Raw genomic sequence first — 24,093 nt, 5'->3', positions numbered from 1 at the left:
GGGGAAAGACGGCCGCCGTCCATTGTCGCGCGCGAACCGTCAGAACCGGAACGGTGCGCCCGCGAGCGCTATTCCCCGCCGGGGGCGTGCGGCGGCTGATCGCACGCCCGCCCGGGGCCTACAGCCGGACCCGGTGCGCGGCCAGGTGGGCCAGGACCGCGTGGTTCGCCTCCCAGCCGTCCGGGAACTTCACCGCGACGCCGAGCTGCACCGGGTCGGTGGCGGGGTGGTCGTCGAGCAGCTCGGGGATGCCGGCCCGGGCCACCACGACGCAGGCGTGCCGGTGCCGGGAGGCGAGCACGCAGAGCCGGCCGGTCTCCAGGTGGAAGGCGGTGGCGTCGGGGCGGCCGGAGAGCGGGTGCAGCACGACGGTGACGTCGTACTCGCGGCCCTGCAGCCGGTTCGCGGTGTCGACCGTGACGGCCTCGCCGGCCGCCGGGTCGACCGGGACGCCCAGCCGGGCCAGCTCGGCGCGGACCGCCGCCGCCTGGTCGCGGTGCGCGGTGCCGACCGCGACCCGGCCGGGGGTGAGCGGGGCGGACCCCTGCTCGGAGTGCGCGGTCAGCTCCCGCTCCAGCAGCCGGCGGACGGTCGCGGCGACCGCGGCGACCGCCTGCGCGTCGGTGCGGACGGTGTGCCGGGCGGGCAGCTCCAGCAGCGCCCAGCCGCTGGCCGCCGCCTCGTCGATCGCCGCGTCCACCGCCGACCCGTCGCCGCGCCGGCCGGGCACCAGCGTCCGGTCGTCCGGCCCGGTCCCGGCCCGGAACGGCGTGTACGGGTAGAACGCGGCCGAGACCAGCGGCGCGGCCGAGGCGGGCAGCCGCCAGGAGACCGGCAGCCGGTGCGGCCGGATCGCCGGGTTGTGCGCCAGCAGGGTGACCACCGCGGACGACGACGGGTCGTAGGACAGGCCCGCCCACTGGTCGGTGCCGACCACGGTGAACGGGTCGAGCTGGCCCGGGTCGCCGACGAACAGCGCCCGTTCGAAGAGCCGGGCGACGGCCAGCAGCGCGTCCGAGCGCATCTGGTACGCCTCGTCGACGATGGCCTGCCGCCAGGGCTGGTCGGTCTTCACCCACTGCCACTTCGCCGCGGTGGAGATCACCACGTCCTGCTCCAGCAGGTCGGCGACCTTGTCCGCGGCGGTGACGTTGGCGTGCCGCAGCGCCTCCGGCGCGGGCCTGGAGTCGCTCGCGTGCAGCCGGCCGATGCCGATGCCCGGCGCCTTGGACGCCAGCCGGTCGACCAGGTCGTCGACCTGGCTGTTGGTCTGCGCGACGATCATCAGCCGCTCGCCCGCGCCGACCAGCTCGCGCGCGGCCCGCACCACCAGCGTCGACTTGCCGGCGCCCGGCGGGGAGTCGACCACCACGCCGCGCGGCGCGCCCGGCGCCGGGCGGACCACGGCGTCCAGGATCCCGGCCACGGCCCGGTCGGCCGCCTCGCCGGGGGACGGTTCGGCGGTCGGCCCGGGGCCCGGCCCGGGGGAGCGGCGGCCGGTCGGGGCGTCGTCGGCCGCGGTTTCGGTTTCGGTTCCGGAGGGGTTCATGTCGGTGGTCATTCCCATTCGTCCGCGCCGAGCGGCGCATCCTCGGCGGCCACCGGCGGGCCGCCGTGCGTCCACGGCGTGTCGGCGGGCTCCGGCAGCGGCGCGGACTGCCGGGGTGCCAGCTCGAACAGCGTGAACACCACGGCCGTGCCCGGCTCCGGCACCGAACCGGGCTCCGGATCCTTGCGGCGGCCCATCCCGGACAGCAGCCGCACCACCACCTCGCCCGGCCCGGACGAGACGACCTCGGCCCGCTGGGCCGGCTCGGCGTGCGCCCGGTACACCTCGCGGCCCGGATCGGCGTGCGGCCGGTCGCCGGTGCGCACCACCAGCAGCGGCCGCGGCTTGGGCGAACGGCCCGCCGACCACTCCGGCACGACGTCCACCACCTCGCCGGCGAACGCCTCGCCGGCCAGCCGCCGCTCCGCCATCGCCAGCGGGTCGTCCAGCGCCTCCTGGATCTCCAGCTTCGCCTGCTCCCGCTCGCGCTGGGCCAGCTTGCGGGCCGCCGTCACCGCGTCGTCCCGGCGCGGCTGCGGGGGCTCGCCGGCCGCCACCCGGTCCCGGTGCATGGTGAACGACCAGCGGTCGCCCTCCCAGCGGTCCGGCAGGTGGCCGGCGGCGGGCAGCCCGCGCAGCAGGTCGACCGCCCGCCACACGTCGTCCCAGGCGGGCCGGGTCACCGCCAGCAGCACCCGGCCCAGCTCGGCGTGCGCCCGCTCGACCAGCGCGGCCGCCCGGCGGAGCTCCGCGTCGTCCCGGGCGGCCTCGGCCCGCTCGCGCACCGCCAGCGCCGCGTCGTGCCGCAGGATCGCCGGGGCCAGCACCCGCTCGTCGAACTTCGGGTCGGTGGTCGGACCGGCCGACGGGTGCAGCAACTGCCCGTCGCCGTCCCGCGCGGACTCCACCCACGCGGCGGCCGACGCGCCGACCGCCGCCGGCTCCAGGCCGACCGGCGGCAGGTGCCAGGCCAGCCGGGCCGCCAGGTGCTGGTCCTCCAGGTTGCTCTGCCCGGTCGCCCAGTGCCGCGCCAGCAGGCCCGTCGCCGTCAGCAGCATCGACGAGCCCGGCACCTGCGCCCGGTCCGTCAGGTGCGTCAACCAGCGGCCCATCAACGGGACTTCGGTCGGCGCCGGGTACTCGCCCGGCTCCGGGTCGTCCGCCGTGCGGCGGAACCGGGTCGAGCGGCCGAGCAGCGCCAGGTGCGCCACCCCGCCCGCGTTCGGCACCAGCAGCTGCGGCGCGTCCGCGCACAACTCCCGCACCACCGGCACCTTCTCGCCGCTCACCGGATCCTTCTCGGAGCCCTCCCGCAGCTCCACCCCCTCGGCGAAGGACGCCAGGTACGGCACCAGGTCCGCCGCCATCGCGGCCAGGAACTCGGCCCGCTGGGTGCGGTTCAGCGGCTGCGGCACGAAGTGCAGCCGGGGCGCCTCCCGGTCGGTGCCCAGCAGCACCGCCAGCGGCGCGCCGGTCTCGCCCGCCGCCGCCAGCGGCACCAGCACCATCGGCCGCTCCGACAGGTGCCGGTGCCGCACCGTCGCCAGCGGCCGGGCCCGCTGCGCCCGCACCGCCTCCAGCCGGGCCAGGGTGGACAGCAGGCTCACCGCACGCCCCCGGCGGCCAGCGCCTCCGCCCGCAGCCGGGCCGCGTACGCCAGCCGCTCGGCGGCCTCGTCCGGCTCCGGGCCCCCGGTCGGATCATCCGACTCCGGGCCCGCGCCGCCGCCGGCCGCGGCCGCCAGCGCCTCCTCGACGGTGCGCAGCGACCCCAGCTCGCCGCGCACCCCGCGGCCCAACTGCTCGACGCCGCCCGCGCAGCGGGCCTGCTCCCGGCAGTGGAAGCCCAGCTCGCAGGTCGAGATGCACTCCGGCGCGTACGCGGCGGGCACCGCGGCGACCGCCTCGGCCAGCTCGCCGGCCGGCCGGGTCGGGGTGCCCTCGGCGTCCCGCGCGAGGTCGAAGGTGACGCCCTCGGGGAGCGCCGCGAGCAGCTGGTCGATCCGCGTCATCCGGGACAACTGCCGCCGGGTGACCGCGAGTTCGCGCCGGACGTCGACCGGGACGGCGACCGGCTCGGCCGAGAAGTCCTTCGGGCAGACCAGCAGCACCGTCAACTCCGGCGCCCCCGGCAGCTCCTGGACGGCGTACGGATCCGCCGCGACCGGCCGGCCGGCCAGCCGGGCCGCCGCCTCCTGCAGCGCCAGCACGTACACCGCGGCCTGCCGGGCGGCCGCGCCGACGTGCGCCGGATCGGCCGAACCGTCCAGCACCGGGAAGGACTTGATCTCCACCACGGTGCACCGGCCGCCGTGCACCACCAGCGCGTCCGGCTCCAGGTAGGCCGGGCTGCCCGCCACCTCCAGCCGGAGCATCGGGTGGTCCAGCAGCGCCCAGCCCGCCGGGTCGGCGGCCGCCTCGGCCAGCACCGCCAGCGTCCGCTCCGCGCGGACCGCCGGGGACGCCGAGGGCAGCAGGTCGGGCACGGCGAGCGAGGCCGCCTCGTCCGCCGGGACGCCCAGCCGGCGGCGCAGCGGCTCCAGCAGCACCGCGTAGCCGTCCCGCTTCAGGCGGGACTCGAACACCAGGCCGCGGCGGATCGCGAACGGCGACTGGCCGAACGGCGCCGGACGGCCCAACTGCCGGGCGAGCGCGGTCTTGTCGATGCCCGCGGCATCCAGCAGGGCGCGGCGGCGGCAGCCCGGATTGGCGGCGAGCGCGGCGAGGGCACGGGCGTCGAGGCTGCGCTGCGGCGCCGGGCCGCGCAACTCGGAGAGCCGCCGCAGCGGCGGGGTGGCCTGCCCCAGGTGCGAGACGTTCATGGTGCGGCCCAGTCTCGCATCCGGAACCGACAGAGCGGAGCCCGGTCGTCGAGTCGGCAGGTCGGGTGGAGGATCATGGGACGCGGCCCCCACCGCCGGGGGCGCCGCACCGCCGCACCGCACCCCTTCGAACGAGGTACCCCCATGCCCGCCCGCATCGTGCTGGTCCGCCACGGCGAGACCTCCTGGTCGGCCACCGGCCGCCACACCGGCCGCACCGACGTCCCGCTCACCGACGAGGGCCGCGCCATGGCCCGCGCCCTCGGCGAGCGCCTGGCCCGCGCCCCGTGGAACGGCCTGCCCGACGCGACCGTCTGGACCAGCCCGCTCTCCCGCGCCCGGGAGACCGCCGAACTGGCCGGCTTCGGCGACCGCGCCACCGACCGCCCCGAACTCCTCGAATGGGACTACGGGCAGTACGAGGGCCGCACCGGCGGCGACATCCGGGCCACCGACCAGCCCGGCTGGCTGATCTGGCGCGACGGCGTGCCCGGCGGCGAGACGCTCGCCCAGGTCTCCGACCGGGTCGACGCGCTGCTCGCCGAGATCAACGGGCGGCACGGCACCCCCGACCCCGACACCACCACCATGAACTGCGCCGACTGCGAGGTCGTCCTGTTCGCCCACGGCCACCTGCTGCGGATCCTCACCGCCCGCTGGCTCGGCCTGCCCGCCGAGTACGCCCAGCGGCTCAAGCTCGGCACCGCCGCGCTCTGCGTGCTCTCCTGGGAGTACGGGCTGCCGGCGGTCGAGGTCTGGAACGACCACAGCCACCTGGAGAAGCTCGGCCGCTGAGCACCGGCCGCTGAGCACCGGCCGCTGAGCACCGGCCACTGAGCACCGGCCGCTGAGCAGTTCGGGCCGCGGGGGAGTTCAGGCCGCCGCGTCGTAGCCGTCCAGGAAGTCCCTGACCTCCGGCACGGCGCGGTGGCCGCGCAGCCGGTCCGCGGTCTGCGCCAGCATGCCGCGGATCCGCGCCGACCTGACCTGGCCGAGCAGCGAGACCGCGGCCGCGCCGTGCTCGCCCGCGCCCGCCAGGTCGCCCCGGCCCAGCCGGTCGTGCGCCAACTCGGCGGTGTACAGCACCCGGTTGCGCACGAAGTGCGGCTGCTGGAGCCCTATGGCCTGCTCGGCCCGGGCGCTGGCCCGGTCCCACTCGCCCAGCGCCGACCAGCACTGCGCCTCCTGCCCGGCCAGCTCCGCCTCGCCGAAGAAGGACATCCACTCCGGGTCGGCGTCCGGCCGCTCGCCCCGCTCGAACAGCCCGTACGCCCGGGACAGCGCCCGTTCGCAGGCCGTCCGGTCGCCGAGCAGCGCCCAGCCGCCGGCCTCGCGCAGCGCCAGCAGCGACATCAGCCGGTCCGAGCCGAGCCCGGCCGCCGCGGCCTGCCCGGCCTGGGCGGCCCGCAGCGCCTCCCGGGGGCGGCCGGCGTCCCGGGCCAGGAAGGCGCTGTTGCTGAACACGTGCGCCTCCAGGTGCGGGTCGCGGGCCATCCGGGCGGTGGCCAGCGCCTCCGAGTAGAACGACCTGGCGTCGGTCAGCCGGTTCGAGTCGTGCGCCAGCCAGCCCACCGAGATCGCCAGTTCGCCCGCGCCGCTCTGCAGCCGGCGTTCGGTCGCGGCGTTGTAGTCGCCGTCGTTGAGCAGCACGTAGGCGCTGCGCAGCGACTGCCCGGCCAGCTCGAACAGGGCGTCCGCGCCGTGCGCGTCGTCCAGCAGCCGGATGTCCCGGACCGCCTGCTCGACCCCGCGCACCTCGGCGGCGCCGACCCGGTGGCGCTCCGGCCGGAGCGGGACGGCGGGCGGCGGACCGGTGGGCGGCGGGGCCTGGTCCAGGCCGAGCACGGTCGCCAGGGCGGTGGGACCGCCGTTCAGGAACGTACGGCGAAGCACGTCGTCGTTCTCCTCGTCAGGCCGGAGCGGTGCGTCCGGCGGGAGCGCCGGGGCGGACCGCCCGGCGGCCGGCGCGCGGCGGCGGACCGCCGTGCGGGGCGCGAAGCCGAGCTCCGCCAGCGACTTCTCCGGCCACAGGTGCCGGAACACCCGCTCGTACGCGTAGTTGGGGCAGCGGATCTCGCCGGACTCGACCCGTCCGACGTAGCGCGCGTCGCAGGACACGTGCTCGCCGATCTCCCGGGCGGCCCGGCGGACCAGGGTGGCGAACTCCCCCGGCGAGAGGGCGCCGCGCAGCTCGCGCATCGCCTGGTTGGGAACGGGCGCCGGACGGGGCCCGCCGGTTCGGGTGGCTGCCATGCTGCACTCCGAGGTCGTGCCGGGGTGGCCGCGCCGACCCCTGGGGGGAGGGCCGCCGCGTCGCCACGACAGTACCGGCAGTCACCGTGCGAACACGGCCGGTTGTCGGAGTGGAGTGGGTCAATTGCGGGCAATCCGGACGTAGTTGCCGCGTTGTGCCATGAAATGCCATGGCTTGCTGTATCGGAGGCCGTGGCCTGGGAGCCCGGTCCCGCGTTGTGCTGATACATGGACACCGGCGGTACGGGCCCCCTCCCGGACCGGCCTCCCGTCGCACGACCGGGTGACGGGGCGGCATCCGGTTTCCGCGCGACCCGAGGTGACAGGAGGTCCCCCATGGCCACCGGAGTTCCCCAGTACGGACGGGCGGCCGCCCCCGCCGCGCCGGCCGCCCCCGCCGCCGTGCCCCCGGTGAGCTCGGCCAGCCGGATCGTCCGGTACGACACCGTCACCGTCCAGGTCCGGCACGGGCTGGAGGCGGTCGACATCCTCCGGCTGCGGCGGGCCTGCGGGGCCGTCCAGCAGACCGCCGGCGGCAACGCGATCGCCTTCCTCGTCCCGGCCGGCACCGCGCTGCGCTGGCACCTGGCCGGCTCCGCCTGTACGCCGGGGGCGGACCTGCTCCCCCCCACCGACCCGCGCTGGATCATCCCGCCCTCCGGCTCCCAGCCGTGCCCCCGCCCCACCGACGCCTGGGTGCTGCGCTCCGCGCTCTGCGAAGCCGCCACCACCCTCACCGCGGGTGGTCTCGGCCCGCTCTGAGCGCGCCCAGGGCTCTGCTGACGCCTCATCAGAGAACTTGCCCGACGCGGTAGTTGGCATGCAAGCGTCGTCTCAGCGGGCGGACCGATCGATTCCGCAGCGGGCACCACCGAACGCGCAGTGTCACCGCGGGGAGCGAGCGCGGGGCGTCCGCGCGGGCGTCACCGCAGGGTGCGGTCGCGGCCGTCGAAGTGAGGGCCGCGCTGGGATCATCGGATAATGGGCCCATGGGCCGCCCACGCACCACCCCGACCGCCCCCGCCGTCTCCGGCCGCACCCACGCCGAAGGCCCGCTCACCGCCGCCGTCGCCTCCGGCACCGCCGAGCTGCGCCCCGACCGCGACCGGCCGCACGCCTGGGAACTGCTGCTCGACGGCGCCCCGCAGTCCCTCGTCGACCTCGCCGACCCCACCCACCTCGGCTTCGCCTACCAGCGCCGGATCGGCCACCTGATCGACCTCGCCGCCCCCGCCCGGCAGCCGCTCACCGCGCTGCACCTCGGCGGCGGCGCCCTCACGCTGGCCCGCTACACCGCCGCCACCCGGCCCCGATCCCGCCAGCAGGCCGCCGAGATCGACACCGCGCTCACCGAACTCGTCCGCGCCGAACTGCCGCTCGACCGCGGCTGGCAGCTCAAGGTCCGCGGCGGCGACGCCCGCGCCGTCCTCGAACGCACCCCCGACGACTCCACCGACCTGCTGGTCGTCGACGTCTTCGCCGGCGCCCGGGTCCCCGCGCACTGCGCCACCGTCGAGTTCGCCCGGCACGCCGCCCGCGTCCTGCGCGCCGACGGCCACTACGCCGCCAACATCACCGACGGCGGCGCGCTCGCCTTCGCGCGCGCCCAGACCGCCACCCTGCTGGCCGTCTTCCCCGAGCTCTGCCTGATCGCCGACCCCGCCGTGCTGCGCGGCAAGCGCTTCGGCAACCTCGTCCTGTGCGCCGCCGGCACCCCCCTCCCGCTCCCCGAGCTGACCCGCCGGCTGGCCACCGACCCGGCCCAGGCCCGCCTCCTGCACGGCCGCGACCTCACCGACTTCACCGCCGGCGCCACCCCCGTCACCGACACCGCCGCCGTCCCGTCCCCGGCCCCGCCGAGCGGCGCCTTCGACTGAGCGGCTGGGCGGCTGGGCGACGCGGTTCAGCGCCGCAGCGCGGCCGGGTCGAGGCCGAGCGGGAAGGGGTCGGTGAGGGCGGTCGACCCGCCGGGGCCGACGGTCCGGTCGAGGTAGCCGCCGCCGTCCGGGGCGAGCCGGCCGAGGTGCAGCCGCGGCGCCGGGTCGAGGTCGACGCGCCAGTAGTGCGGGACGCCGGCGGCCGCGTACAGGCCGGGCTTGGTCCGGCGGTCGATCACCTTGGTGGACGGCGAGGCGATCTCGATCGCGACCACGACGTCGTCCGCGTGCAGGGTGGCCCCGGCCCGGGCGGCCGCGGCGGCGTCGGCGACCACCAGGTCGGGGATCAGCAGGCCGTCCGGGACGAGCACGTTGACGGCCTCCAGCACCTCGAACGCCGTGGGTGCCCGGCTGCTCAGCGACGCGGCCAGGCGGGCGGCGGCGCGCTGGTGGGAGACGCTCTCGCGAGGGCTCAACAGCAGTGTGCCGCCGATGAGTTCGACGCGGTGGTGGGTGTCCTCGGCGAGGTCGAGGAGCTCGTCGGCGGTCCAGCGGCCGGAGCGGGCGCGCACGGTCTCAGTGGCCGCCCGGGAGGCCGCGGTGCTTGTACATGGCGGCGGCGGTGAGCAGCAGGCCGGCCGCGATCGGGATCAGGACGGCGACGGCGCCCTCGCCGGCCGGGCGGGTGGGGGCGGCGGTGAGGGTGAGGCGGTCGGGGGCGGCGGCGGTGGGCGGGGGAGCGTCGGCCGGGGCCGGGCGGGGGGCGGCGGGGCGCGACGAGCCGGCGGGGGTGGCCGCGGGGGCGGCGGCCGGCAGCGGGGTGGCGGCGGCGCGCTGCACCGGGACGGTCGCCTCGGGGGCGCGGGGGCTCTCGGCGGGGCTGTTCGGGCGGGTCCCGCCGGTGTCGCGGCCGCCTTCGGGGCCGGAGCGGGAGGCGCGGGCGCCGTCCTCGGCGCGGGGCTGCGGCGGGACGGCGGAGAGCAGGCCGGCGGCGAGCGAGAAGGCGTCGGGGCGGTCGGCGTGGTGGCCGGGGAGCGGGAGTTCGCCGGCCCCGAGCTGCTGCTGGAGGTGCTGGTCGAGCTGCTGGTCGAGGTGTTGGTCCAGGACGCCGCCGAGGCCCTGCCCCGGGCGGGTGCCGGCGGTGCCGACCGTTTCGACCGTCCCGGCGGTGTCCGCGCCGCCGTCCGGGGCGAGCCCGTCGAGCGCGCCGCCCACCGCGCCGTCCACCGTCCCGCCGAGCGGCGGCCCGCCGCCGTCCGGGCCGGCCCGGAGCGCGGTGCCGACCGTGCCGAGGGTGCGGCCGGGGTGGTGCGGGGGGTGCCCGGTGTCGGCGGCGGCCGCGTCGGTCGCGCCGAGGCCGAGGCCGAGCACCTGGGCGGCGAGCACGCCGCCCGCCGCCAGGGCCCCGGGGCGCCCCCAGCGCTGCCGGGGGGTGTCCGAACGTCGCGGTCGCTTCGCGTGGTTGGTTCGCACACCAGGGGAGAACGAGCGGGACTCCCCGCGGTCACGCCCGTCGCTCACACTCCGTCACACTGTGCGGGGGTGCGGGAGTCCTGGCGAGCCCCCTGGCGGCCCCCCGCGCGGGGGTCAGGCGAGCCCTCCGCGTCGGATCACCTCCGCGTACCAGCGGGCGCTGGCCTTGGGGGTGCGCCGCTGGGTGTCATAGTCGACGTGGACGATGCCGAAGCGCTTGCTGTAGCCGTACGCCCACTCGAAGTTGTCCAGGAACGACCAGAGGTAGTAGCCCCGCACGTCCGCCCCGGCGGCGATCGCGTCGGCCACGGCCTCCAGGTGCAGCCGGACGTAGCGCAGCCGCTCGGGGTCGTGGACCTCGCCGTCCGGGCCGACCTCGTCCTCGAAGGCGGCGCCGTTCTCGGTGACCATCAGCGGCAGGCCGAAGTCGCGGTGCAGGCCGGCCAGCGAGTCGGACAGGCCGGTGGCGTCGATCGGCCAGCCCATCGCGGTGACGTCGTCGTTGGCGAGGTGGAAGACCACGTCCTCGGAGCCCGGCCAGCAGCTGAACTCGCTGTCGCCGTGGCCGTCGTTGCGGGCGGCCTCCGCGCTCTCGGCGGTGGCCTCGCCCGGTGCCGAGACGACGGTCGGGTTGTAGTAGTTGAGGCCGAGCAGGTCGATCGGCCGGCCGATCTCGGCCTCGTCGCCGGGGCGGACCAGCTCGTCCCAGTCGACCAGGTGGGCGGTGTCGGCCTTCAGGTCGGCGTCGTAGCCGCCCTTGAACATCGGGCCGGTCCAGATCCGGTTGCCGACCGCCTCGATCCGGCGGGCCGCCTCGCGGTCCGCGGCGGTGTCGGTGAGCGGGCGGACCAGGTGCAGGTTGAGCGAGACCGCGACCTTCGCCGAGGCCGGCAGCACCTCGCGCAGCGCGCCGACCGCCAGGCCGTGGCCGAGGTTGAGGTGGTGGGCGGCCTTGAGCGCGTCCGCCGGATTGGTCCGCCCGGGGGCGTGCACGCCGGAGCCGTAGCCGAGGAACGCGCTGCACCAGGGCTCGTTGAGGGTGGTCCAGACCGGGATCCGGTCGCCGAGCGCGGCGCCGGCCAGCGCCGCGTACTCGGCGAAGCGGTGGGCGGTCTCCCGGACCGGCCAGCCGCCGGCCTCCTCCAGGTCCTGCGGGAGGTCCCAGTGGTAGAGCGTGGCGACCGGCGAGATGCCGTGCTCCAGCAGGGTGTCGGTCAGCGCGCGGTAGAAGTCGAGGCCGCGCTCGACGGCCGGGCCGCGGCCGGTCGGCTGGATCCGCGGCCAGGACAGCGAGAACCGGTACGAGGTGAGGCCGAGGTCGGCCATCAGCCGGACGTCCTCGCGGAAGCGGTGGTAGTGGTCGACGGCGACGTCCCCGGTGTCACCGTTCAGCACCTTGCCGGGGGTGCGGGCGAAGGTGTCCCAGATGGACGGGGTGCGGCCGTCCTCGGCGGCCGCACCCTCGATCTGGTAGGCGGCGGTGGCCGCGCCCCAGGCGAAGCCGGGCGGGAAGGCCACCCGGGGGGCCGCCGCCGGGGTGTGGGCGGCTGTGGTCGGATCGGTCATGGTCATACGGGAGCGCTCCCATGGCTGAGGAGTGGACAGGGCTGCTGCTGGGCCGGGGGTCCGGTCAGCTCTTGACCGCGCCGGACGTGATCCCGCCGACGATGTGCTTCCCCAGAACGGCGAAGATCAGCAGGAGCGGCAGGGTGCCGACGAGCGCACCCGTCATGATCACGGCCTGGTTGATGTCGTGCCCGGAGCCGCCGCCGATCGCGGAGAGCGCCACCTGCACGGTCGGGTTCTGCTGGGTGAGCACCACGAACGGCCAGAAGAAGTCGTTCCAGGACTGCACGAACACCAGCATGCCGAGCACCGCCATGGCGGGCCGGGCGATCGGGAACACCACGTGCCAGATGATCCGCAGGCTGTTCGCGCCGTCCACCCGGGCCGCCTCGATCAGCTCGAACGGCAGCGCCTCGGACAGGAACTGGCGCATGAAGAACACGCCGAACGCGGCCACCAGCGAGGGCAGGATCACCGACTGCAGGTGGTTGCCCCAGTCCAGCTTGGTGACGATCCGGTAGAGCGGGATCACGCTGAGCTGCGGCGGGATGGTCATGGTGGCGACCACCAGGGTCAGCAGCGCGTTGCGGCCGCGGAAGCGCAGCTTGGCGAAGGCGAAGCCGGCCAGCGTGGAGAACAGCACCGTGGACAGCGCCACGCAGCCCGCCACGACGGTCGAGTTCAGCAGCGCGGTGCCCATGTCCGCCTGGTCCCAGGCGGTGGTGATGTTGTTCCACAGCTCGCCGCCGGGCACCATCGGCGGCGGCGACTGGGCCACCCGCTCACCGGTGCTGGAGGCCGCGACGAAGGTCCAGTACAGCGGGAACAGCGACACCAGCGCGGCGATCCCGAGCAGCACGTACGCGACCGGGCCGGCCTTGTCGTGGTCGCCGGCCCGGCGGCGGAACAGGCCGCGCGGACGCTCCTGCTCGGCGGGCCGCGCCCCGCGGGCGGAGGGGGTGGACAGGGTGGCGGCCATGTCAGCCTCCCAACTCGTGGCGCTTGCGGTAACGGGTGATCAGGTACTGCGCCAGGCCGATCAGCAGCAGGAGCAGCAGCATCGTCCAGGCCACCGCCGAGGCGCGGCCCAACTGGCGGGACGGCCAGCCCAGTTCGTACAGGTAGAGGCTGAGCGTCTGGAACTGGTGCGCGGAGCCGCCGGACACGCCGACGCCGCCCCCGAACAGCATCGGCTCGCCGAACAGCTGGGTGGCGCCGATGGTGGAGACGATGATGGTGAACATGATGGTCGGGCGGATCGACGGGATGGTGATCCGGACGAACTGCTGCCACCGGTTCGCCCCGTCCAGGCTCGCCGCCTCGTACAGGTCCTTCGGCACCGCCTGCATCGCGGCCAGGTAGATCAGCGCGTTGTAGCCGGTCCAGCGCCAGGTCACGATGGTGGAGATGGCGATCTGCGAGGGCCAGGTGTCGGCGTACCAGTTCGGGTGGATCCCGACCGCGTCCAGCATCCAGTTGACGAAGCCGTAGTCCGGGTTGAACAGCTGGACGAACACCAGGGTCGCGGCGGCGATCGAGGTCGCGTACGGCGCGAGGATCGCGACCCGGAAGAAACCGCGGCCGCGCATCCGGAAGTTGAGCAGGTGGGCCAGCCCGAGCGCCATCAGCAGCTGCGGGACGGTGGAGATCACCCCGATGGTGAAGGTGTTGCGCAGCGCGGTCCAGAACTGGTCGTTGGACCACAGGCGGGTGTAGTTGCCGAACCCCCGCCACTCCATCACGTCCGGCTTGAGCAGGTCGACGTAGTGCAGCGACAGCCAGCCCGTCCAGATCAGCGGGAAGAGGCCGAACGCGGCGAAGCAGAGGAAGAACGGGGCGATGAAGGCGTACGGCGACGCCTTGAGGTCGAACCGGTACAGGCGGGAGCGCCAGGCGGGGCGCGCGGGCGGGGCCTCGGCGCGGACGTGGGTGGCCACTTGGGGTTTCCTTCCCGGAGGTGGCGAGGGGCGGCGGAACGGCGCCCGGCCGGGTGGGCGGACCCGGCCGGGCAGTAGGGACCGGCTACCGGCGGCGGGCGCCGGCCCGGATCAGTGGCCGGTCTTGTCGTCGACCAGCTTGGTCACGTTCGACCAGGCCTTGGCCGGGTCGGTGCCGTGCTCCTCGATGTCGAGGATGCCGTTGTCGGTGATGATCGTCTTGACGTTGCCGTCCTGCTCACCGATCGGCGCCGGCTTGATGGACTGCGCGGCGGCGGCGAAGATCTGGCCGGTCGGCGCGTTGTTGAAGTACTCCTGCTTGGCGCCCTGGACGGCCGGCTGCTGCAGGCCGCCGACGGTGGAGGGCACGTTGCCGACCTTGGTGAAGACCTTGGCCTGCTGCTCCGGCGCGGTCAGCCAGGCCACCAGGGCCGCGGCCTCCTTGGTGTGCTTGCCGGCCTTCGGCACGGTCAGGAAGGCGCCGCCCCAGTTGGAGCTGACCGGCGCGGCGGCGACGTCCCACTTGCCCTTGCCGGAGTCGCCGGAGTACTTGCTGATGATGCCGGTCATCCAGGACGGGCAGACCACGGTGGCGAACTTGGCGTTGGCGAACGCGGCGTTCCACGGGTCCTGGAACTGGCGCAGGCCGGCGCTGATCTTGGCCTGCGAGGCGGCGACCGAGAGGTCCCAGGCGGTCTTCACGCCGGCGCTGGTCTTGTAGACGAGCTTGCCGGAGGCGTCCGAGTACTGCTCGGGCTGGGCCGACAGGACGGCGTTGAACAGGCCCGAGGCCGAGTCGGTGAAGAAGGTGCCGGCCGGCGCCTGCGCCTGGTACCGCTTGCCCGCGTCGACGAACTTCGACCAGTCGCCCGCCCACAGCTTCGCGACCTCCTCGCGGTCCGTCGGCAGGCCGGCCTGCTGGAACAGGTCGCTGCGGTAGCAGATCGCCATCGGGCCGATGTCGGTGCCCAGGCCGATCAGCGCGCCGGACGCGGTGGTGGCCTGCTTCGACTTCCAGTCCAGCCAGTTGGCGGGGTTGATGCCCTCGGTCTTGCCGAGGTCGACGAACTTGTCGCCCAGGGTGTTGGTGGCCTGCGCGATGTAGCCGACCTCGACCGCCTGGACGTCCGCCAGGCCGCTGCCCGAGGCCAGGTGGGTGGTCAGCGCGTCCCAGTACTTCTGACCGTCCTGGACGGTGTCGTACTTGATGGTGATGTTCGGGTGCGCGGCCATGTACTCGTCGTACAGGCCGGCCTCCTTGTAGCCGAAGGTGCCGAAGTCGCCGACGTTCAGGGTGATCTTGGCGTTGGCGTCGCCGCCGCCCTTCTCCCCGCCCTTGTCGGAGCTCGACGAGCAGGCCGTGAGCAGCAGGGTGGAGGCGGCGAGGACGGCGGTGGCGACGACAGCGGCTCTGCGGGGGCGGGAGGTGGTGCGCATGGGGGCGAACTCCTTTGTCCGGGTGATGGGTCCGGGTGGATGGTCCAGGGATGGCCCGGTGCCTGCTCGGTGGCCGTCCGGGTTGCCGCCGGATTGCCGCCGGGTGTCTTCCGTGGGTCTTCCGCGGTCTTCCGCGGTGCTGGCCGGGCTGGAAACGAGAGCTTCGTGGGTGTTCTTGGTGCGCCGAATCTTGGCTACAGTGTGGGAGCGCTCCCACAGCTGGGCATGCCGGAAGGTTGCTGTGTCGCGGGGGTGAGTGTCAAGACGTGGTGACATAAACGTTGCCGGAGCGTTTCCGCCCCCGTTGCTGCCGCCGTCGGCGTCCGCGGGCTGTCCCGGGGCCGGTCAGGGGGCGGGCCGGATGGTCGGAAACACCGCGGGACCGGCCACAATGAACACTCCGTGCGGGGCCGGGGCGGGCCCGCACGGAACCGCTCCGCCCCGCCCGCGGCACGTCCCGCCCGCCCCGCCCGCGGCACGTCCCGCCCGCCCCGACCGACCTGACCGACCCGTCCGTCCCGTCCGTCCGACCTGTCCCATCCGTCTCAGAGACACGAGAGGTGTAGCGATGAGCCCGACCGCACAGCGCCCCGACGCGCTCCACCCGGGCGCCGGCGGCAGAGCCACCGCGCGCCCCACCCTGGAGGAGGTGGCCGCGCTGGCAGGCGTCGGCCGCGGCACCGTCTCCCGGGTCATCAACGGTTCCCCGAGGGTCAGCGCCAAGGCCCGCGAAGCCGTCCAGGCCGCCATCGCCGAACTCGGCTACGTGCCCAACCGGGCCGCCCGCACCCTGGTCACCTCGCGCACCGACTCGATCGCGCTGGTCGTGCCCGAGGCCGAGACCAGGCTGTTCTCCGAGCCCTACTTCTCCGACATCATCAGCGGCGTCTCGGCCGAACTCGCCGAGACCGACATGCAGCTGCTGCTGATCCTGGTCCGCAACCAGCGGGAGCGCGACCGGCTCTCGGCCTACCTCACCGCCCAGCGGGTCGACGGCGTGCTGGTCGTCTCGGTGCACCGCGACGACCCGCTGCCCGGACTGCTGGAGAGCCTGGAGATCCCCTCCGTGCTGGCCGGCCGGCGCGGTGACCTCGAACCGCTCAGCTACGTCCACGCCGACAACGCCGGCGGCGCCCGGATGGCCGTCCGCCACCTGCTCCGGCGCGGCTGCGCCCAGGTCGCCACCCTCACCGGCCCGCTCGACATGGAGGTCGCCCAGGCCCGCCTCGGCGGCTACCGCCGGGCCCTGGAGGAGGCCGGCCACGCCTACGACGAGGAACTGGTCGGCCTGGCCGACTTCACCGAGGAGGGCGGCCGGATCGCGATGCGCGAACTCCTGTCCCGCAGGCCCGAGTTGGACGGCGTCTTCTGCGCCTCCGACGTGATGGCGGCCGGCGCCATGCAGGTGCTCCGGGCCGCCGGGCGGCGGATCCCCGACGACGTCGCGGTGATCGGCTTCGACGACTCGATCGTCGCCCGGCACACCGACCCGCCGATGACCAGCGTCCGGCAGCCGATCGAGGAGATGGGCCGCACCATGGCCCGCCTGCTGCTCGACGAGATCCACGAACGCGGCCGGGCCCGGCGGCAGGTGGTGCTGGCGACCGAGCTGATCGTCCGCGACTCCGCCTGACGGCGGGCACGGTCGGCGGCGCGGCCGCGGCCCGCGCGGGGGCCCGGTGGGTGTGGGGTTCGGCGTGCGCGGTGGGCCTGCTGCCGCCTCCGCGCGCCGTGCTCCGCCGCGCGGGGCTTCGAGGGCATCCGGGCTCAGGAGTTGGGGCGCAGCGTCCAGACGATCTCCAGCACGCCGGTGACGGCGCCGTCCTCGCGGGTGATCTCCACGGTGATCGGGAACTCGGGGCGCTTGCCCTCGTCCAGTTCGGCGATCACCTCGGCGACCGGGCGGCCGAGCGTCGCGGTGGCGGTCACCACGCCGCGGGCGAGCTTCTTGAACGAGATCTCGCCGACCGTCGGCAGCGGCACCGCGCGCCCCAACTGGTCGCCGAACGCCGCCAGCACGATCGCCCCGCTGGCGGACTCGGCCAGCGTGAACATCGCCCCGGCGTGCGGCCCGCCCACGTGGTTCCGGTACTCCGGCAGGTCGGGCAGCCGCAGCACGGCCCGCTCCGGGGTGGTCTCCAGGTACTCCAGCTGCAGGGTCTTCACCATCGGGACGGTGGAGGTGAGCAGCTCGCCGATCGGGGTAGAGGTCATGCCCTGATGTTACTTGCGGGTAGCTTGGTCGTCCATGGCCCGCGCGACTCCGCCCGTGCGCCCGCGCGCCCGCCCGCCGTCCCGCACCCCAACCCGGCCTTCGGCCAACGGGGTTCGGGCCGCCCCCGGGAACGACGAAGGCCCCGGTCGATTTCTCGACCGGGGCCTTTGTGCTCTGGGGTGAGTGACGGGACTCGAACCCGCGGCCACCTGGACCACAACCAGGTGCTCTACCAACTGAGCTACACCCACCATCTGTCAGGTGCTTTCCCGCTTTCGCGTTCCCGCTCCGACAGGAAGAACTCTACAGGATGCCGAGGGGTGCTCGCGCCAGGGTTTTCCCGACCACCCGGACCGGCCCGCTGGTCAGGTGGTGGGCAACTGGTGGCGGGCGGCGATCTCCCGCGCGGTGTCGGTGTCCGGGCCGGGCTGCGGGACGAACACCGCCTCGCGGTAGTAGCGCAGTTCGGCGATCGACTCGCGGATGTCCGCCAGCGCGCGGTGGTTCCCGCCCTTCTGCGGGCTGTTGTAGTAGGCGCGCGGGTACCAGCGGCGGGCCAGCTCCTTGATCGAGGAGACGTCCACGATCCGGTAGTGCAGGTGCCCCTCCAGTTCCGGCATGTCCCGGGACAGGAAGCCGCGGTCGGTGGCCACCGAGTTGCCGCACAGCGGGGTCCTGCCGGCCTCCGGCACGTGCTCGCGGACGTACGCCAGCACCCGCTCCTGCGCCTCGGCCATGGTCAGGCCGTCCGCGAGCTCGTCGAGCAGGCCCGAGGCGGTGTGCATCTGCCGCACCACCTCGGGCATGCCCTCCAGCGCCTCGGCGGGCGGGCGGATGATCACATCCACGCCTTCGCCGAGCACGTTCAGCTCGGAGTCGGTCACCAGGGCGGCGACCTCGATCAGGGCGTCCCGATCGAGGTCGAGGCCGGTCATCTCACAGTCGATCCATACCAGACGGTCATTCACGCCCTCACCCTACGGCGCGATCACGCGCCCCCGACACCGCACGCGCCCCGTCCGGACCGAAGTCCGCCGCCCCGCGCGCCCCGCGCTCCGGCTCGGACTCCGGACGGTGCGCCGCCTGCCGGCCCCGGGCGCCGGGCTGCTCGCCGTCGGCATCCTCCGCGATGGCGTGCTCCACCGGACGGTCCGGACGCTCCGCCGACCCGCGCCCGCCCGGGTACGCCGCGCTCGGCCGCACCGGCTGCCCCGGCGAGGGCTGCGCGTGCGCGTGCGCGGGCGGCGGCCCCTGCTGGGCCGACGGCTGGCCGTACGGGCCCGGCTGACCGGGCTGACCCGGCTGGCCGTGGGAGCCCGGCTGGTGCGGCTGGCCGCCCGGGGCGGCCTGGCCGGCGGCCCGGCCCGCGTACCGGGGGTCGACCGGACGCTCCGGCGCCCGCCCGCCGAAGGCGCCCGGCGGCGGACCGGCCTGTGGCGGCACCAGCGGACGCGGACGCTGCCGCCCCGCCGCGCCCGCGCCGGGACCGTTCGCCCCGCCGCCCGCGCCACCCGTACCGACCCCGCCCGGGGCCGGCTGGCCGTGCTGCCCGTGCTGGTTGTGTTGCCCGTGCGTCACCGGCCCGTGGGGCGGCTGCGGGTGCCCGCCCTGGAGCGGGCCGCGCTCGGCCGCGCCGCCCTGCGACTGCGGCGCCACCGGCCCGCCGACGGCCGGACGCCGGGCCCGGAAGGTCGTCCGGTAGGCCGCCGGGGAGACCCCGAGCTGCCGCCGGAAGTGCCCGCGCAGCGCCACCGGCGAGCGGAAGCCGCAGCGCCGGGCGACGTCGTCCACCGACAGGTCCGAGGTCTCCAGCAGCCGCTGCGCCTGCAGCACCCGCTGGGTGATCAGCCACTGCAGCGGCGCGCTGCCGGTCAGGGTGCGGAACCGGCGGTCGAAGGTGCGCCGCGACATGTACGCGCGGGCCGCCAGCACCTCCACGTCGAACTGCTGGTTGAGGTTCTCCAACGCCCAGGTGACCACCTCGGCCAGCGGGTCGTTGCCGATCTCCTCAGGTAAAGACTGGTCGATGTACTGGGCCTGACCTCCGCCGCCGCGGCGGTTCGGCACCACCAGCCGGCGGGCCAGCGCGTTGGCGGCCTCGGCGCCGTGGTCGCTGCGCACCACGTGCAGGCACAGGTCGATGCCGGCCGCGGTGCCCGCGGAGGTGAGCACGTCGCCGTCGTCGACGAACAGTTCGCGCGGGTCGACGTGCACCCGCGGGTAGCGCTTCGCCAGCGTCGGCGCGTACATCCAGTGCGTGGTCGCCGGGCGCCCGTCCAGCAGTCCGGCGGCGGCCAGCACGAAGGCGCCGGTGCACAGGCCGATGATCCGGGCCCCCTCGTGGTGGGCCTTGCGCAGTGCGGCGATCGCCTCGACCGGCGGCGGCTGCGAGATCGAGCGCCAGGCCGGCACCACGATGGTGCCCGCCCGGGAGAGCGCCTCCAGCCCGTACGGGGCGGTCAGCGTCAGCCCGCCGGTGGTGGTCAGCGGGCCCTCCTCGCCCGCGCACACCAGCAGCCGGTAGCGGGGGACGCCGGCGTCCTGCCGGTCCACGCCGAACACCGACAGCGGGATCGAGCTCTCGAAGATCGGCGCCCCGCTGAACAGCAGCACCGCCACCGTCTCGCGCCGCCGCCGCCCGGCCAGCTTGCGCGGGGAGGACAGCGCGCCCGGGCCGGCCGCGGCCGAGAGCGGGTCCGCCGCGACGGCCGCACCCGCTCCGCCGTGACCGCTGTGCGAGCCGTGGGAACCGTGAACGCCGTGGTTGCCGTGTCCACCCGGGGTGAGGCTGCCGTGGCCGGAGACGGTGGGGGAGGGAGAGTGCGCCGACGGGTACTGACCGCCCGTCACCGCCGCGTTGCCACCCTGAAGCTGACCACCACTCGGAGCAGCGGCCGGTGAACCGGCCGACGCGCCACCGAACTTGCCGAGTCTCGCCGTGCCACCGGGATAGGACGACGGTTGGCGGCCGCTTTCAGGACCCGCGTCGCTCCTGCTCACCCTGCTCAAGGCGCTCCAGCCCCCTCGGTGGTGTGGTGGTCTCGGCTGCCGCTCTGCGAGCCAAGATCGAATCTACTTGGTGGACCGTTGCCGTTGTGACAAGTTCACCATCCGGCGCTATGTCGACATGGCAATTTGGCGTGAAGCATTCGATCACGAAGCGTGGCACCCGTCGACCCCGCTGTGAAGGGGGCGCGGACAAGCGTGGCCGGTTGTCGCACGACCCGTCGGCGATTCACCCGTCGACGGTGCACCCACCGTCCGCTGTGTGCTGCGGATTTGCCCGAACGGCAGGGGTGGGAGGCAAGTTGGCCGAAAACATGCGGTTCAAACAGGGGGCGTGAAACCACCTTCCACGCGCCACAGCGCACACCTGAGCCATGATCCCCGCGCCCCGCCAGCCCCCGGGCCAGACCCGAACCGGCCACTCCTGAACGTCCCTCACCTCACGCTCCGTCACTTGGTTCCCTCCATTCCACTTCCACCTCACCCACACCACCGCCCCCAGTCACCCCGGCTGCCCCGCCGGCCCGCCCCGTCCCGACCAGCCCACCCCGCCGACCCGGACGCCGCACATTCGTCCGAATCCGATCCCCTCGCCGCCCCGCCCCCTTACGCCCCGTGCCGACCCTGCCAGCCGCCCCGCCAGCCGTCCGCCGGACCGGGGCCCGCCGGGGTCAGAGCGCGCCCGCGTCGGCCGCGGCCCAGGCCGACGGGTACACCGGTCGCCACCCCAGCTCCCGCCGGGCCGCCTCGGTCGACACCTGGCCCTCCCACGGGTCGAACCCCGTTCCGGCCGTTCCCGCTGCCGCCGTCCCCGCTGCCGAACCCGACGGGTGGACCAGGCCGTTGAGCCGGTACAGGTGGTCCCAGGCGGTGAGCGGGGCGTCGTCCGCGACGTTGAAGGTGCGCCCGGCGGCGCCCGGGGCGACCGCGGCCCGCCACAGGGCCCGCGCCACGTCCGCGTGGTGCACCACGGCGAGCCGCTGCTCGGCGGGCCAGTGCGCCGCCCAGGCCGGCGACTGCTCCAGGTGCGGGTCCCGCTCCCCGTGGACGATCGCCAGCCGCACCACCCACCAGCGGCAGCGCCCCCGCCGACCGGTCGGCCAGCGCCCGCAGGCCCGCCCCCGCCTCCGCCTTGGACGCCGGGTACGCGCTCCACGCCGGGTGCGGTGCCGGCACGTCCTCCTCCACGGCGGGCCGACCGAGCCCCCGGCCGTGCACCAGGTCCGTGCTGACCTGGACGAACCGCGACACCCCCGCCTCCGCCGCCTCCCGGCCCAGCGCCACCGCCGCGTCCCGATTGACCGCCCAGGCCGCCTCGTCCGGCACCCCGCGCAGCGCCGCCGCCGCGTTCACCACCACGTCCACGTCCACGTCCGCCGGCGCCCACCGCCGGTCCGCCTCCTCGCGCAGGTCGCCGACCGCCACCTCGACCCCGAGCGCCCGCAGCCGGTCGGCCCGCCCCGCGTCCCGCACCAGCACCCGTACCGCCCCCGGCCCGGCCCACCCCGCCAGCCGGGGCACCAGTCGGCGGCCGACCTGCCCGGACGCCCTCGTCACCAGGATCCGCCGCACTCCCGCCGCCTTCATGTCCACCGTCTCCCCGCCCGTCGCCTCCGGGGAGTCCGCCGGCACCCGCCGACCCGCCGCTTCGCCGCGGCGGGGCCCGGTACCGGACCTCCGGGCCGGTCGTTCCGGCCCCGGGGCACCACTCTGGGCGCGCCGGACCGGCGGTGGCAGAGACCTCCCGAGCCAGGGATCGGCGATCCCTGGCTGCCCCCGCCCCGGCCCGGCCATCCTGGTGGGGGTGATCGACCGCCCGGCACTCGCCGACTTCCTGACCCGCTCCCGCGCCCGGCTCACCCCCGCCGACCTCGGCCTGGCCCCCGGCGCCCGCCGCCGCACCCCCGGGCTGCACCGCGAGGAGGTCGCCCAGCCAGCCGGGCTCTCCGGCGACTACTACGCGCGGCTCGAACAGCGCCGCGGCCCCAGCCGTCCCCGCAGCTGCTCGCCGCCCTGGCCCGCGCCCTGCGGCTGACCGAGGACGAACGCGACCACCTCTTCCACCTGGCTGTCCACCAACCCCGGTGCCAGCAAAGCCCGTTGGACCACATGCGCCCCGGGCTGCCGCTGATCCTCGACCGTCTGCACGACGTTCCGGCGCAGGTGGTCTCCGACCTCGGCGACGCGCTCGCCCAGAACCCGATGGCCGCCGCCGTCTTCGGCGACCTCTCCGCGGTGCCGCCGGCCGCCCGCAACATCGCCCTGCGCCGGTTCGCCGCCCCCGAACTCCGGACCCGCTTCCCGGCCGAGCAGCACGAGGCCATCGCCCGTGCTCACGTCGCCAACCTCCGCGCGGCGCACGCCGCCCGCCCCGAGGATCCCCGGATCGCCGAACTCCTGCACCAACTCCGCTCGAACGGAGCCGAGTTCGAAGACCTCTGGAGTCGCCACGAGGTCGTTGTGCGCCGCAGCTCCCGGAAGACCGTCCCGCACCCCGCCGTGGGCCCCCTCGACCTCGAACGCGAAGTGCTCGCGGCCGCGGGCGAGGGCCAACCCCTCCTGGTGCACACTGCCCGGGCCGGCAGCGAGGCCGCGAGCCGCCTCGACCTCCTGCGCGGCCTGGGTGCCGAAACGGACGCGACCCGAGACTGACTGTCCGTCACATTCCGTCCATCGCAAGCGAGACGTGCGTCGTCCGAGTCATCCGGTTCACCGTCCCTCGACTGCGGCGGGGCTCACCCCGCCGCAGTCGAGGCGTCCCCCCAGCGGGCCTGGACGGCGACGGCGGACGGTGCCGGAACGGGCTCGACCGGTGCGAGCGGGACGGCCTTCGCCAGCGCGACCGGCTGCCCGAGCGGGACCTTCGACGGGCCCTGGACGCCCGCGGCGCCGGACGCGCCCAGGGCGTGCGCGGTGACCCGGGCGGGGGTCGGCGCCAGCCGGGAGGCAGGGATGGCCAGGCGGCCGTGCGGCCGCTGGACCCGACCGGCCGCGGCGGCCGCGACCGCGGCGAACCCCCGGCCGGCGGTGGGGCGTTCGACCGCGCCTGCGCCGAGGATCACCCGCACCGCCTCCGGCAGGTTCGGCACGCTCACCGTGGGGCGGTAGGCCCGCTCCGCCCACGGCCGCCCGTGGTGCAGCCAGGCGCTGCGCAGCCCCGTCGCCACGGCCCCCGCGACGTCGGCCGGACCGTAGTCGCCGACCATCCAGGTCTGCGCCTTCCAGTCCCCGGCCGACCGGAACCCGCACCGGCGCACCGCGATCTCGAAGATCAACGGGTCCGGCTTCAGGCAGCGGGCCTCCTCCGAGATGACCCAGCCGTCGACCAGCGAGGCGAGCCCGGTCCGCCGGATCTTCTCCAGCTGGGGCATCGTCCCGCCGTTGCTGACGATCCCCAGCGTCCACCCCGCCTCACGCGCCTCCCGGAGCGCCGCGACGTGCGAATCCGGGCACCGGATGTGCGAGTTGATCCCGAGCCGGTAGTGCGCGAGCATCGACTCGGCCGACCGGTCGAGGCCGTAGCGGCGCTTCGCCGCACCCAGTACCGTGCTGCGCGGTACGTAGCCGCTGCCGTCGAGCGTGATCAGCCAGTCGAGGTCCCCGGCGGGTAGGCCGTTCTCGGCGAGGAAGTCCTCCGCCCAGGCCCGGAACGCGGCATCCCTGGGCAGCAAGGTGTTGTCGAGGTCGAGCAGGAGCAGCGGCATGTCGAGCATGCTGCCAGCGGCCGCCTCGTATGCACCTGGCAATTGCCAAAGGCGGGTGGAATTTCCGCGAGTTGGCCGAATCCGGCTGGTACGCACGCAACTCGGACCATGATCCGAAAACCGGCCGGCCCCAGTCGCCGCCCCCGGCTTGACCGCCGACCCGAGTACCGACCCGAGTACCGGCTCGATCGTCGGCTCGGACGGGCGCAGGACAGGCGCCGGACGGGCGCACGGCTACGACAACTGCCGTACACC

18 protein-coding genes, 1 tRNA gene and 3 pseudogenes are annotated in these 24,093 nt (G+C 75.3%); 5 read left to right on the top strand and 17 right to left on the bottom strand.

Annotated elements, in window-relative coordinates; translation table 11 throughout:
* Positions 1 to 118: 118 nt before the first annotated feature.
* From KSE_RS13320 to KSE_RS13310, 3 genes are read right to left on the bottom strand one after another with little or no spacing between them, the layout of a single operon-like run.
* Positions 119 to 1,561 (bottom strand): AAA family ATPase, encoded by a 1,443-nt coding sequence (locus tag KSE_RS13320; protein ID WP_014135834.1) that lies wholly within the window; start codon positions 1,559 to 1,561, stop codon positions 119 to 121.
* On the bottom strand, positions 1,558 to 3,156 hold the full coding sequence (locus tag KSE_RS13315) for a hypothetical protein (RefSeq protein WP_014135833.1): 1,599 nt from the start codon (positions 3,154 to 3,156) through the stop codon (positions 1,558 to 1,560). Before KSE_RS13315 ends, KSE_RS13320 begins: the two co-directional genes overlap by 4 nt.
* A complete protein-coding gene (locus tag KSE_RS13310) occupies positions 3,153 to 4,370 on the bottom strand; it encodes a hypothetical protein (protein WP_014135832.1) in 1,218 nt (405 codons plus the stop codon). The genes KSE_RS13315 and KSE_RS13310 overlap by 4 nt, the downstream gene beginning before the upstream one ends.
* A gap of 144 nt (positions 4,371 to 4,514) precedes the next feature.
* On the opposite strand from KSE_RS13310, the gene KSE_RS13305 reads away from it, so the two are divergent.
* The gene (locus tag KSE_RS13305) at positions 4,515 to 5,165 is read left to right on the top strand and encodes a histidine phosphatase family protein (RefSeq protein ID WP_014135831.1); all 651 of its coding nucleotides are present in this window, start codon (positions 4,515 to 4,517) and stop codon (positions 5,163 to 5,165) included.
* A gap of 78 nt (positions 5,166 to 5,243) precedes the next feature.
* On the opposite strand, the gene KSE_RS13300 is transcribed toward KSE_RS13305, so the two are convergent.
* Entirely contained in the window at positions 5,244 to 6,623 is a 1,380-nt protein-coding gene (locus KSE_RS13300) for a hypothetical protein (RefSeq protein WP_014135830.1), read from the bottom strand.
* 336 nt (positions 6,624 to 6,959) lie between these two features.
* Here KSE_RS13300 and KSE_RS13295 point away from each other — a divergent pair, with 336 nt between their 5' ends.
* A complete protein-coding gene (locus KSE_RS13295) occupies positions 6,960 to 7,385 on the top strand; it encodes a hypothetical protein (protein WP_014135829.1) in 426 nt (141 codons plus the stop codon).
* Between the two features lie 227 nt (positions 7,386 to 7,612).
* Positions 7,613 to 8,500, top strand: coding sequence for a spermidine synthase (locus tag KSE_RS13290; RefSeq protein ID WP_014135828.1), 888 nt, complete (start codon positions 7,613 to 7,615; stop codon positions 8,498 to 8,500).
* 26 nt (positions 8,501 to 8,526) lie between these two features.
* On the opposite strand, the gene KSE_RS13285 is transcribed toward KSE_RS13290, so the two are convergent.
* From KSE_RS13285 to KSE_RS13260, 6 genes are all read right to left on the bottom strand, one after another.
* On the bottom strand, positions 8,527 to 9,072 hold the full coding sequence (locus KSE_RS13285; RefSeq protein WP_014135827.1) for a Uma2 family endonuclease: 546 nt from the start codon (positions 9,070 to 9,072) through the stop codon (positions 8,527 to 8,529).
* A gap of 4 nt (positions 9,073 to 9,076) precedes the next feature.
* The gene (locus tag KSE_RS13280) at positions 9,077 to 9,886 is read right to left on the bottom strand and encodes a hypothetical protein (protein ID WP_041293889.1); all 810 of its coding nucleotides are present in this window, start codon (positions 9,884 to 9,886) and stop codon (positions 9,077 to 9,079) included.
* 201 nt (positions 9,887 to 10,087) lie between these two features.
* Entirely contained in the window at positions 10,088 to 11,545 is a 1,458-nt protein-coding gene (locus KSE_RS13275) for a glycoside hydrolase family 1 protein (RefSeq protein ID WP_033259850.1), read from the bottom strand.
* A gap of 58 nt (positions 11,546 to 11,603) precedes the next feature.
* A complete protein-coding gene (locus tag KSE_RS13270; protein WP_014135824.1) occupies positions 11,604 to 12,518 on the bottom strand; it encodes a carbohydrate ABC transporter permease in 915 nt (304 codons plus the stop codon).
* A gap of 1 nt (position 12,519) precedes the next feature.
* Positions 12,520 to 13,476: a carbohydrate ABC transporter permease gene (locus KSE_RS13265; RefSeq protein ID WP_014135823.1), complete on the bottom strand. Its 957-nt coding sequence runs from the start codon at positions 13,474 to 13,476 to the stop codon at positions 12,520 to 12,522.
* Between the two features lie 111 nt (positions 13,477 to 13,587).
* On the bottom strand, positions 13,588 to 14,913 hold the full coding sequence (locus KSE_RS13260) for an ABC transporter substrate-binding protein (protein ID WP_014135822.1): 1,326 nt from the start codon (positions 14,911 to 14,913) through the stop codon (positions 13,588 to 13,590).
* A gap of 568 nt (positions 14,914 to 15,481) precedes the next feature.
* Between KSE_RS13260 and KSE_RS13255 the strand changes: the two genes are divergently transcribed.
* Positions 15,482 to 16,546, top strand: a complete 1,065-nt coding sequence (locus KSE_RS13255; protein WP_014135821.1) for a LacI family DNA-binding transcriptional regulator — start codon at positions 15,482 to 15,484, stop codon at positions 16,544 to 16,546.
* A gap of 134 nt (positions 16,547 to 16,680) precedes the next feature.
* On the opposite strand, the gene KSE_RS13250 is transcribed toward KSE_RS13255, so the two are convergent.
* The 6 genes and pseudogenes from KSE_RS13250 to KSE_RS46325 form a co-directional block, all read right to left on the bottom strand.
* Positions 16,681 to 17,127, bottom strand: a complete 447-nt coding sequence (locus KSE_RS13250; protein WP_014135820.1) for a DUF4442 domain-containing protein — start codon at positions 17,125 to 17,127, stop codon at positions 16,681 to 16,683.
* Positions 17,128 to 17,303: 176 nt separating this feature from the next.
* Positions 17,304 to 17,379: transfer RNA gene (locus KSE_RS13245), tRNA-His, on the bottom strand.
* A gap of 114 nt (positions 17,380 to 17,493) precedes the next feature.
* On the bottom strand, positions 17,494 to 18,096 hold the full coding sequence (gene orn, locus KSE_RS13240; protein WP_014135819.1) for an oligoribonuclease: 603 nt from the start codon (positions 18,094 to 18,096) through the stop codon (positions 17,494 to 17,496).
* A gap of 625 nt (positions 18,097 to 18,721) precedes the next feature.
* Positions 18,722 to 19,792: pseudogene (locus KSE_RS39970) on the bottom strand (helix-turn-helix domain-containing protein); the annotation flags it as partial.
* Positions 19,793 to 20,805: 1,013 nt separating this feature from the next.
* A complete protein-coding gene (locus tag KSE_RS46330; protein ID WP_407927482.1) occupies positions 20,806 to 21,198 on the bottom strand; it encodes an NAD-dependent epimerase/dehydratase family protein in 393 nt (130 codons plus the stop codon).
* A 94-nt stretch (positions 21,199 to 21,292) separates the two neighbouring features.
* Positions 21,293 to 21,721: pseudogene (locus tag KSE_RS46325) on the bottom strand (NAD-dependent epimerase/dehydratase family protein); the annotation flags it as partial.
* Positions 21,722 to 21,941: 220 nt separating this feature from the next.
* On the opposite strand from KSE_RS46325, the pseudogene KSE_RS13225 reads away from it, so the two are divergent.
* A pseudogene (locus tag KSE_RS13225) lies at positions 21,942 to 22,786 on the top strand (helix-turn-helix transcriptional regulator).
* An 83-nt stretch (positions 22,787 to 22,869) separates the two neighbouring features.
* Here KSE_RS13225 and KSE_RS38355 read toward each other — a convergent pair.
* Positions 22,870 to 23,838 (bottom strand): HAD family hydrolase, encoded by a 969-nt coding sequence (locus tag KSE_RS38355; RefSeq protein ID WP_106437924.1) that lies wholly within the window; start codon positions 23,836 to 23,838, stop codon positions 22,870 to 22,872.
* Positions 23,839 to 24,093: the final 255 nt, after the last annotated feature.

The sequence above is a fragment of the Kitasatospora setae KM-6054 genome, from assembly GCF_000269985.1.
Taxonomy (GTDB): Bacteria; Actinomycetota; Actinomycetes; order Streptomycetales; family Streptomycetaceae; genus Kitasatospora; species Kitasatospora setae.
This window is presented reverse-complemented; position numbering and strand designations above follow the sequence as displayed.

Excerpts from the sequence above, each read along its gene's own strand:
- KSE_RS13300 (WP_014135830.1), bottom strand. The coding sequence starts at position 6,623 with ATGGCAGCCACCCGAACCGGCGGGCCCCGTCCGGCGCCCGTTCCCAAC.
- KSE_RS13270 (WP_014135824.1), bottom strand. The coding sequence starts at position 12,518 with ATGGCCGCCACCCTGTCCACCCCCTCCGCCCGCGGGGCGCGGCCCGCC.
- KSE_RS38355 (WP_106437924.1), bottom strand. The coding sequence starts at position 23,838 with ATGCCGCTGCTCCTGCTCGACCTCGACAACACCTTGCTGCCCAGGGAT.
- KSE_RS13310 (WP_014135832.1), bottom strand. The coding sequence starts at position 4,370 with ATGAACGTCTCGCACCTGGGGCAGGCCACCCCGCCGCTGCGGCGGCTC.
- KSE_RS13290 (WP_014135828.1), top strand. The coding sequence starts at position 7,613 with ATGGGCCGCCCACGCACCACCCCGACCGCCCCCGCCGTCTCCGGCCGC.
- KSE_RS13255 (WP_014135821.1), top strand. The coding sequence starts at position 15,482 with ATGAGCCCGACCGCACAGCGCCCCGACGCGCTCCACCCGGGCGCCGGC.
- KSE_RS13250 (WP_014135820.1), bottom strand. The coding sequence starts at position 17,127 with ATGACCTCTACCCCGATCGGCGAGCTGCTCACCTCCACCGTCCCGATG.
- KSE_RS13305 (WP_014135831.1), top strand. The coding sequence starts at position 4,515 with ATGCCCGCCCGCATCGTGCTGGTCCGCCACGGCGAGACCTCCTGGTCG.
- KSE_RS13295 (WP_014135829.1), top strand. The coding sequence starts at position 6,960 with ATGGCCACCGGAGTTCCCCAGTACGGACGGGCGGCCGCCCCCGCCGCG.
- KSE_RS13275 (WP_033259850.1), bottom strand. The coding sequence starts at position 11,545 with ATGACCATGACCGATCCGACCACAGCCGCCCACACCCCGGCGGCGGCC.
- KSE_RS13320 (WP_014135834.1), bottom strand. The coding sequence starts at position 1,561 with ATGACCACCGACATGAACCCCTCCGGAACCGAAACCGAAACCGCGGCC.
- KSE_RS13260 (WP_014135822.1), bottom strand. The coding sequence starts at position 14,913 with ATGCGCACCACCTCCCGCCCCCGCAGAGCCGCTGTCGTCGCCACCGCC.